At 69.0% G+C, this 7,597-nt stretch carries 5 protein-coding genes and 1 pseudogene; 5 read left to right on the top strand and 1 reads right to left on the bottom strand.

The features are described from left to right. The coding region (locus ACWCXX_RS39890; protein ID WP_451136041.1) for a Tn3 family transposase at window positions 1–2,708 on the top strand (2,708 nt) is incomplete at its 5' end. Here the strand turns inward: ACWCXX_RS39890 and ACWCXX_RS39885 are convergent. Then, window positions 2,697–3,524: a hypothetical protein gene (locus ACWCXX_RS39885; RefSeq protein ID WP_451136039.1), complete on the bottom strand. Its 828-nt coding sequence runs from the start codon at window positions 3,522–3,524 to the stop codon at window positions 2,697–2,699. The genes ACWCXX_RS39890 and ACWCXX_RS39885 overlap by 12 nt on opposite strands. A 189-nt stretch (window positions 3,525–3,713) precedes the next feature. On the opposite strand from ACWCXX_RS39885, the gene ACWCXX_RS39880 reads away from it, so the two are divergent. The 4 genes and pseudogenes from ACWCXX_RS39880 (at window position 3,714) to ACWCXX_RS39865 (ending at window position 7,520) form a co-directional block, all read left to right on the top strand. Beyond that, a complete protein-coding gene (locus ACWCXX_RS39880) occupies window positions 3,714–4,667 on the top strand; it encodes a recombinase family protein (RefSeq protein WP_402402301.1) in 954 nt (317 codons plus the stop codon). 44 nt (window positions 4,668–4,711) lie between these two features. Continuing rightward, a pseudogene (locus tag ACWCXX_RS39875) lies at window positions 4,712–5,647 on the top strand (glycoside hydrolase family 3 N-terminal domain-containing protein); the annotation flags it as partial. Between the two features lie 176 nt (window positions 5,648–5,823). After that, window positions 5,824–6,288: a hypothetical protein gene (locus ACWCXX_RS39870; RefSeq protein WP_451136036.1), complete on the top strand. Its 465-nt coding sequence runs from the start codon at window positions 5,824–5,826 to the stop codon at window positions 6,286–6,288. Next, complete coding sequence (locus ACWCXX_RS39865; RefSeq protein WP_451136034.1) at window positions 6,285–7,520, top strand: APC family permease; 1,236 nt, start codon at window positions 6,285–6,287, stop codon at window positions 7,518–7,520. The genes ACWCXX_RS39870 and ACWCXX_RS39865 overlap by 4 nt, the downstream gene beginning before the upstream one ends. The last annotated feature ends 77 nt before the right edge of the window (window positions 7,521–7,597 follow it).

Here is a 7,597-nt window from a genome sequence, read left to right as displayed (position 1 = left end):
GCGACATCTTCACCCTGGTCGCCGGGCGGATCGAGGAGGACGAGCGCGCCGGCCTGCTGCGGCTGGTCACCGTGCTGGGGCTGGACCGCAAGACCGTGTTCAACCAGCTGAAGAAGCCCGCTCAGCGGGCGACCTGGTCGAACATGAAGAAGCTGGCTGAGCACCGGAAGTGGGTGGATGGGCTGGGCGACACCGGCGCGTGGCTGGCGGGCCTGGCAGCGGCGAAGATCGCGGACTTCGCCGGGGAGGCGGAGGCGGCGGACGCGGGCGTGATGCAGGACTACGCCGAGGCCAAGCGGATCACGTTGATCGCGTGTCTGGTCCACAAGGCCCGGATGCGGGTGCGCGACGATCTGACGACGATGTTCACCAAGCGGGTGGCGATCAAGTCGAAGCGGGCCCGCACCGAGCTGGAAGAGATCCGCGGCCAGCAGCAGGCGATCGTGGAGGGCCTGGTCGCCAACTACCGCACCTTGCTGCGGCAGGTCGACACCGACGGGCCCGCGCAGACGGCGCGGGCGAAGGCCGGCGCGCTGACCAAGGAGACGCTGGACGCGCTGGAGGGCCGGGACGAGGAGTCGGGGGCCTCGGAGGTGAACCGGCGCCTCAAGCGTCGGGTCGCGGCGTCGTTCCTCAAGCTGGCCGAGGGGCTGATGGTGCAGTCCAACGGCCTGTTCAGCGTGACGTCGGTGGTGGACGACTTCGGCGGGTTCGGCGCCCAGTACGAGCAGATCGAGAAGGTCTCCGCGCACCACGGCGACAACTGGGAGGTGCTGCTGCACGGGCACCTGAAGGCGGACCGGGCGGTGATGCTGAACCTGCTGGAGAGCCTGGACCTGGTGGCCACCAGCGAGGACAGCCGGGTGCTGGACGCCTTCAAGCACCTGCTGCGGTTCAGGAACTCCCGCGACTACATCCCGAAGCAGGGCCAGGACGACGAGGGCCGCGACACCGGGGTGGTCGACATCCGCTTTGCCACCCAGAACTGGCAGAAGATCGTCCGCGACCGCACTCGGCCGAGCTCGTACGTGCGCCGGCACTTCGAGGCGATGGTGTTTGTCAACCTCGCCGAAGAGCTGCGGTGCGGCGACGTCGCGGTCACCGGCTCGGAGGAGTACGCCGACTGGAGCCAGCAGCTGCTGGAGTGGCCACAGGTGGAGGCTGCATTGCCGGACTACCTGGTGGAGGTCGGGTTCCGGGAGCCCGGCGACGACAGCCCGTTCGACGCGGCGGCCTTCCGCACCCAGCTGCAGGACCGCCTCACCGCCGCGGCGGCAGCCGCCGACTCCGGTTACCCGGACAACGAGGGCCTGTTCATCGACCCGAAGACCGGGGTGCCGACGCTGGAGAGGTACAAGGCGGACGAGCGGCGCCCGAGCGCGGTGAAGCTGGAGCAGGCCATCAAGTCCCGCCTGCCCGAACGGTCCCTGCTCGGCATCCTGGCCCGCACCGCGTACTGGATCGAGTGGTGGAGGCGCTTCGGGCCGGCCTCCGGACACGACCCGAAGCTCAAGGACCCGTTCGGCCGCTACGTCATCACGACCTTCGTCAACGGCACCAACATGGGCCCCTACGACGCGGCCCGGCACATCAACGGGGTGAGCGGGCACGAGCTGTCCGCCACGGCGAACCGGCACTTCTCCATCGCCAAGCTGAACCAGGCGATCACCGACGTCGTCAACGCCCACGCCCAGCTCGACATGGCCCGAGCGTGGGGCGACGGCACGGCGGTGGCCGCCGACGGCACCCACATGGACACCTACCTGAACAACCTGGTCGCCGAGACCTCGGTCCGCTATGGCCGGCCCGGCGGGATCGCCTACCACCACATCGCCGACACCTACATCGCGCTGTTCACCCACTTCATCCCGTGCGGGGTGTGGGAGGCCGTCTACATCATCGAGGGGCTGCTGAAGAACGAGTCCGAACTGCAGCCGACCACGATCCACGCGGACACGCAGGGCCAGAGCTTCCCGGTATTCAGTTTGGCCCATTTGTTGGGGTTTGAGCTGATGCCGAGGATCAGGAACTGGAAGGACCTGGTGTTCTTCCGCCCGACCAAGCAGACCTCTTACGTGCACATCGACGCGCTCTTCGGCGAGGCCGGGCGCAACGTCATCGACTGGGACCTGATCGAGTCCCACTTCAAGGACCTCATGCGGGTCGCGCTGTCGGTGCGCGCGGGCAAGGTCTCCTCCGTGCTGCTGCTGCGGCGTCTGCGCTCGGGCTCGCGCAAGAACGCGCACTACACGGCGTTCCGCGAGGTCGGCCGCGTGATCCGCACGATCCAGCTGCTGCGGTACCTCACCGACCCGCAGATGCGCCGCCGCGTGACGGCCGCCACCAACAAGGTCGAGGCGTACAACGGGTTCTCCGAGTGGGTGCGCTTCGGCAACCGGGGCGTCATCACCGACAACGACCCCGTTGAGCAGGAAAAGGCGGTGAAGTTCAACGCCCTGCTCACCAACTGCCTAATCTTCCACAACACCCTGGACATCGCCGAGGCGGTGCGCGAACTGCAGGCCGAGGGCTGGAAGGTCGAGCCCGAGGACCTGGCCGAGGTCTCGCCGTACCTGACCGAGAAGATCATGCGGTTCGGCGAGTACTCAACCCACGAGCTCGACCTGGCGCCGGAGGCGTACGAGCCGCGCCTGGACGTCGACTTCACCAGGCTCGGCCCGGACACCGACAGCGGGCTACTCTCCTGAGAGCGCCCCCTCCGTCTGCGTGACGGCGAGTTGGACATCACCGAAGTAGGCCAAGTCCCAGGCTGCGACGCAGGTGGTGCCGGGCTGGTTGGGTCCTCCGGAGGAGATGCCAGGCCGATCCCACGGCCGGTCCAGGTACGGCGACCAGATGTGCGCACGAAGCCGGGGATCACGGACCGGGGCGAGGAGGCGGTCCCGCTCGTTCGCCGTCTCAGTCGGCAGTTCCCGCTCGCTCGAAAACAGGTCCGGCGGAAGCGCCAGGATCGCTGCTTCGTCAGGGCCGGGCCGCAGCCGGTCGGGGCCCTGCTTCCCGCGGATCGCGGTCAGCAGTGCGTCCCGGAGGGTGCCGTCGGTGACGACGCGGAAAGACACGCAGACGGTGAACGTGTCGTCTTCGAGACCAGACACGACGTCGGCCGGACCCAGGCCGTGCTCGGTGAGTACGGTGGCCAGCTCATCGCCGGTGACCGTGCGGCATGACTCGGCGACCTTGTTGGACTCGGGCCGTGCGCCGAACGCCCGCGAGAGAGCCGATTCCGCGGTGAAGTCGAAGTCGAAGACGGACCGGGCGAGGTCCAGGCTCCAGTCGAGGGCGAGACAGATCTGCAGCAGCGCGGGCCGGTCGCCGTCGTCGCCCGGCCCCCACGTTCGCCTCAGCGAGTCGGCGTCATCGAGCGTTCCCCACACCCATTGCTCGATGAGTGCCTTGTTGATGTAGTACAGGACGTACTTGGCTTCGGGGTCGAAGCTGTCCACTGGCCTGCCGAGCAGCACAGAGAACGCTGACGTCAGATCCTGCTCCCAGAGATCGGTCATCTGATGATCCTAGTCGGGCGGCGCTCAAGCCCAAACGCCTCGTGGATCCCACAAATGACCCTTTCCGGGAGCAAGATCGGAAACGGCCGCCGGAGTCGGTCCGGATGCCCGATCGGTTCTCAGAACTCGTTCTCACTCAAGTGACGGCGGACCTTCGTTCTGGGAATGGTTTGTGAGAGGATTTCGGGCGTGACGGACCCTCAGGACACCATCGAGAGCGACGCCGACGACGTCGAGCGCCACGACTGCCCGCGCTGCGGCGTCCAGCCGGGATCGCCCTGCCGCTCGCGCTCGGGCGCGGTCGCCGGGATCTACCACACCGGCCGCTTCAAGAAGGTCGCCCGGCTCGCCAAGCTGCTGCGGGTGCCGACCCCGGCCGACCGCGGCCCCGGCCAGCCCTGGCGGCCCGGCACTCCGCCGCCGGCCGCGCCCGAGACGGACACCCCGGGCGCGGACATTCGCATCGGGTACGCCCGCTGCAGCCACCTCACCCAAGAGCTGCAGTCGCAGCTGGACGCCCTCAGCGCGCACGGCATCCCGCGCGACAAGATCTTCTCCGAGAAGATCAGCACCCGCATCCGGGTCCGCCCTCAGTTCGAGGCCGCGCTCACCCTGGCCCGCGAGATCAAGGCCCACGCCCCGCACTGCCGCGTGCTGTTCACCGTCTACGAGATGAAGCGGCTCGGCCGCGACGCCGCCGAGCTCACCGCGCTGGCCGACCACCTGACCGCCCACGGCCTGGTCCTGGAGATGCTGGCCGGCCCGCTGCCCGGCATCTACGACCCGTCCGGCCCCGGCCGGATGCTCTTCGGGTTCTTCGCCGCGATGGCCGAGACCGAGCGCGAGAGCATCCGTGAAGCCACCCTCGAAGGACTCGACGCCGCCGCCCGCAAGGGCAAGCACGGCGGCCGGCCCCCCGTCATCACCGACGACATGCTGCACACCGTGCTGCGGCGCCGGGCGAACGGCGAGTCCGTCGAGAAGATCCGCACCGACCTGATCATCCCCACCGGCAAGCGCAAGGGCCACAACCCCGGCCTGGCCAGCATCTACCGGGCGCTCGCCGAGCACGAGAAGCGCCAGGCGTACCCCGAAGCCGTCGAGCGAGCCCACGCCGACTTCGCAACCCTCCAGGCCGACTGACAGCGAGTCATCCTGCCTGGGATCAGCTCTGCAAGATCATCTCAATGTGGGTTTCGCAGGCATCTTGGCTCGACCCCTACACCCGCAATCCTGGCAGGGCCACGGCCCTGGCGTTCAGCCCCGGCGGGGAGTTTCTGGCCGTGGGCGAGGGATCCGGCCGGGTCACGCTCTGGGACGGGCGGGGCGGGCGGCGCCTCGGTGTGCTCGCGCACCAGGAGACCAGCACCCGCCAGTACGTGTCGGGGCTCGCGTTCTCCCCCGACGGCGGTGTGCCGGCGGTGGCCGGGGACGAGGGCATGCTGGAGCTGTGGGACCCGGCCTCGCACCAGCGCCTGGGTTCACCGCTCCCCACCCCCGGGGATACCGTCCGCGTCCTCATCTTCGACCGGGAGGGCACCACACTGCGCACCGCGGGCGACCACACGGCGCCACAGGCATACAACCTGGCTCCGCGGCGCGCGGCCGACACCGTCTGCCGCCGGGTCACCAGGGGGCTGTCCCGGGAGGAGTGGCGGGAGTACCTCCCCGGTGTCCCGTACACCGACTCGTGCGGCGCGGGCTTAGGGGAGCCGGCGTGGGCAAGGGCGAGAAAGCTCCCCGGGCCTCGGTGTGGTTCTCGGAGCCGCGCCGGGAGCTCACCGGGTCCAGTGCGACGGCGCCTTCGAGAGCACCGTCCCCATCGAGGCCGTCATAGCCACCGGACCGTGTCGATCCGCCCGCTGGAGGGCACCCGCTGTCCACCGCCGCCCGCACCGGCATGCAGCGGGTGCCCTCCAGCGACCGACGATCCCGTGCTCGTCGAGGAGTTTGCCGCCGCCGTCGCCCGGGAACTTCGCGCCGTGGGAATCCGCGTCGCCATCCATCCGATGGCAGACCTGGCGACCGAGCCGCGCTGGGCCCGCGTCAGCGGCACCTTCGGCGAGGACGCCGACCGCACCTCCCGGATGCTCGCCGCCTGCATCGGGGGCATGCAGGGCAGCGCCCTCGGGCCGGACAGCGTGGCCTGCGTGACCAAGCACTTCCCCGGCCATGGCCCCAGGCCCGCGGGGAAGACGCACACTTCGCCCACGGCAAGCACCAGGCGTTTCCCGGGGACAACCTCGAATACCGCCTCAGGCCTTGGGAAGCAGCGTTCGCCGCCGGCACCGCGCAGGTCATGCCCTGCTACTCGATTCCCTCCGGCAGCGGCCTGCCGGAGGTCGCCGCGAACTTCAACCACGAGGTCGTCACCGGGCTGCTCCGCGGCCGTTGCGGCTTCGACGGAGTCGTATGCACCGACTTCAAGTCCCTCACCGGCATGGAGATCCCCGGCATCGTCCAGCTCCCGCCCCGCAACTGGGGAGTCGAGCACCTCTCCCTCGCCGACCAGGTCCTCATGCGGCTCGACGCCGGTGTCGACCAGCTCGGCGGCGAGACCCCCGGTGGCGGCGACACCACCCTCACCGATGTCGTCGACCTCGACGAGGTCGTGAACGTGCGTCGCTACGGCACGGCAGGACTCAACCGGATCTGGGAGCAGTTCCGCCCCGGCGACCCGGCCCTGGAGCTGCCGCTGTACGGGGGCCGCATCGACCCCGCCACCTGGAACCCCGCCACCACCCACGAGGAGCCCTCGCGATGAGCGGTCGGACCACAAGCGCCCGTCTGAAGGGCGACCTCAGCCTGTTCTCCGTCATTCTGTTCGGCCTGGCCTACATATCCCCCGGCGTCGTCATCACGATGTTCGGCGTCATCGCCTCCACCAGCGGCGGTGCCGCCCCGACGGCGTTCGCCGTCGCCACGGTCGCGATGCTGCTGACCGGTCTGTCCTACGCGAAGATGGCGCGCGCCGTCCCGGGATCGGGCTCCGTCTACACGTACGCCCGCAAGATGCTCGACAGCCGCATCGGCTTCCTCAGCGGCTGGGCCATGCTGCTCGACTACTTCTTCATCCCGATGGTCGGCTGGCTGATCACGGCAATCTACTTCAACGCCCAGTTCCCGGATGTCCCGAAGTGGGTCTGGCTGATCATCTCGGTGGCCATCACCCCGGGCATCAACGTCTTCGGCATGAAGCTCGCGGACCGTGTCAACAAGGTCCTGATGCTCGTCGCCGTCGGCTCGCTCGTGCTGTTCGCCGCACTGTGTGTGGTCTTTCTCGGCCGGCACGGAACGTCCGCCCCGGTCGGCGACGCGGTCTGGAACTCGCACACCTCGGTCTCGGCCGTCACCGCGGCCGCCGCGATCGCCGCGTACTCCTTCCTCGGCTTCGACGCCGTCTCCACGCTCGGCGAGGAGGCCGAGGGCGGGGCGAAGACCATCGGCCGCGGCATCATCGGCTGCGTCGCAGCCGCCGGAGCGACCTTCATCGCCCTCTCGTTCGTGATGCAACTGGTCCACCCCGGAGGCGGGTTCAAGGACGTGGACGCGGCCGCGTACCACCTCAAGGTCCAGGTCGGTGGCGAGACGCACGCCGAGATCATCAACTTCGTCACCATCGCGGGCTCGATCGCGAGCTGCATCGCCCTTCAGGCGTCCGCCGCCCGCCTCATGTATGTGATGGGCCGCGACGGCGTGCTCCCGAAGCCGGTCTTCGGCAAGCTGTCGCAGAAGACCGCCACCCCGGTCATCGGTCTTCTGCTGACTGCCGTCGCCGGTGTCCTCGCGATGAAACTGGACCTGACCACGGCCACGTCCTTCATCAACTTCGGCGCCTTCCTCGGCTTCGCCGTGGTGAACCTCTCCGTCATCGCCCACCTGGTGCGCGAGCGCAAGCAGGGCCGTCACCACAATCTCTTCTCGTACCTGGTGAGGCCGCTCGCGGGCACCGCCGTCTCCGTCTGCCTGCTCACGAAACTAAGGGCTGTCCCGTAATCCCCGGTGGATCAGCGCGCGGCGTCAGATGCGGTGCATCGCAAGGCGGAGGGGCGTCCGCATACTGGATGTATTCG

It is taken from the genome of Streptomyces sp. NPDC001732, from assembly GCF_053596315.1.
Note: the sequence above shows the minus strand (reverse complement) of the source record. Positions and strands in the feature narration are given on the sequence as shown.

Coding starts and splice junctions, on each gene's coding strand:
- ACWCXX_RS39885 (WP_451136039.1), bottom strand. CDS start 3,524: ATGACCGATCTCTGGGAGCAGGATCTGACGTCAGCGTTCTCTGTGCTG.
- ACWCXX_RS39870 (WP_451136036.1), top strand. CDS start 5,824: ATGCCCTGCTACTCGATTCCCTCCGGCAGCGGCCTGCCGGAGGTCGCC.
- ACWCXX_RS39865 (WP_451136034.1), top strand. CDS start 6,285: ATGAGCGGTCGGACCACAAGCGCCCGTCTGAAGGGCGACCTCAGCCTG.